Raw genomic sequence first — 1110 nt, 5'->3', positions numbered from 1 at the left:
TAAGTAAGTGATCAAAAATATTTTTATATTCAACATAAAATATTAATATTGTCTCATGATATTTTAGAATTTGAATCATGAAACATATTAAAGTGCTTGAATTAAGTGAGGCTGATCGCCTCAAACTAGAGAAAGGCTATCATAATGGCCCTACTCATAACTACCGTATCAGATGTAAATCCATATTGTTGAAGTCATCAGGAAAATCAGCTTTAGAAATAGCTGAAATATTTGATGTAACAGTGCCAACAGTATACGCATGGATAAAACGTTATAAAGAAAATGGTATCAAAGGCTTGGAAACACGTCCCGGCCAAGGCCGTAAACCCATAATGGATTGTTCCGATGAGGAAGCAGTCCGTAAGGCTATAGAGGAGGACCGTCAGAGTGTATCAAAAGCACGTGAAGCCTGGGAAAAGGCTTCCGGCAAAAAAGCCAGCGACATTACCTTCAAACGTTTTTTAGGAGCATTGGTGCAAGATATAGGCGAATAAGAAAACGCCCAAGGGGCATACCCTCACCGCAACTCTACACATACAAGAAAGAGAAGTTGCAAGAACTTGAAAGCCTTGATTCCAAAGGTAAAATAGAACTTTATTATGCTGATGAAAGTCATGTATGTACAGATGGTTATGTACCCTACGGATGGCAGTTCAAAGATGAGAATGTCTATATTCCATCCGAGAAAGCCGCAAGACTTAACATCTTTGGCATGATTACCCGAAGAAATCTGTATAAAGGCTTTACGACACAGGAATCTATCAATGCAGACAAGCTTGTGGATTATCTTGACAGGTTCTCTTTTGAGGTAAAGAAGAAAACAGTGGTTGTCCTTGACAATGCTTCTGTCCATAGAAATCGGAAGATAAAGGAAATGAGAAAAATATGGGAGAATAGAGGATTATTCCTTTTCTATCTTCCACCATACTCTCCGGAACTTAATCCAGCCGAAACTCTGTGGCGCATATTAAAAGGCAAATGGATAAGACCTGTTGATTACAATACTAAGGACTCGCTTTTCTATTGTACAAACAGAGCTCTTGCATCTGTTGGTACGAACTTATTTGTGAATTACTCATATGTATAAAATTAAATTTGAATAGTTACTTA

General features: G+C 37.7%; 2 protein-coding genes. Both read left to right on the top strand.

Annotation, left to right across the window (positions count from 1 at the left end; all coding sequences use genetic code 11):
• Window positions 1-77 precede the first annotated feature (77 nt).
• On the top strand, window positions 78-494 hold the full coding sequence (locus WKT13_RS13310; protein ID WP_340324231.1) for a helix-turn-helix domain-containing protein: 417 nt from the start codon (window positions 78-80) through the stop codon (window positions 492-494).
• Window positions 410-1087 (top strand): IS630 family transposase, encoded by a 678-nt coding sequence (locus WKT13_RS13305; RefSeq protein WP_340324232.1) that lies wholly within the window; start codon window positions 410-412, stop codon window positions 1085-1087. The genes WKT13_RS13310 and WKT13_RS13305 overlap by 85 nt, the downstream gene beginning before the upstream one ends.
• Window positions 1088-1110: the final 23 nt, after the last annotated feature.

This window comes from Prevotella sp. HCN-7019 (assembly GCF_037890215.1).
In the GTDB taxonomy this organism is placed as follows: domain Bacteria; phylum Bacteroidota; class Bacteroidia; order Bacteroidales; family Bacteroidaceae; genus Prevotella.
Note: the sequence above shows the minus strand (reverse complement) of the source record. Positions and strands in the feature narration are given on the sequence as shown.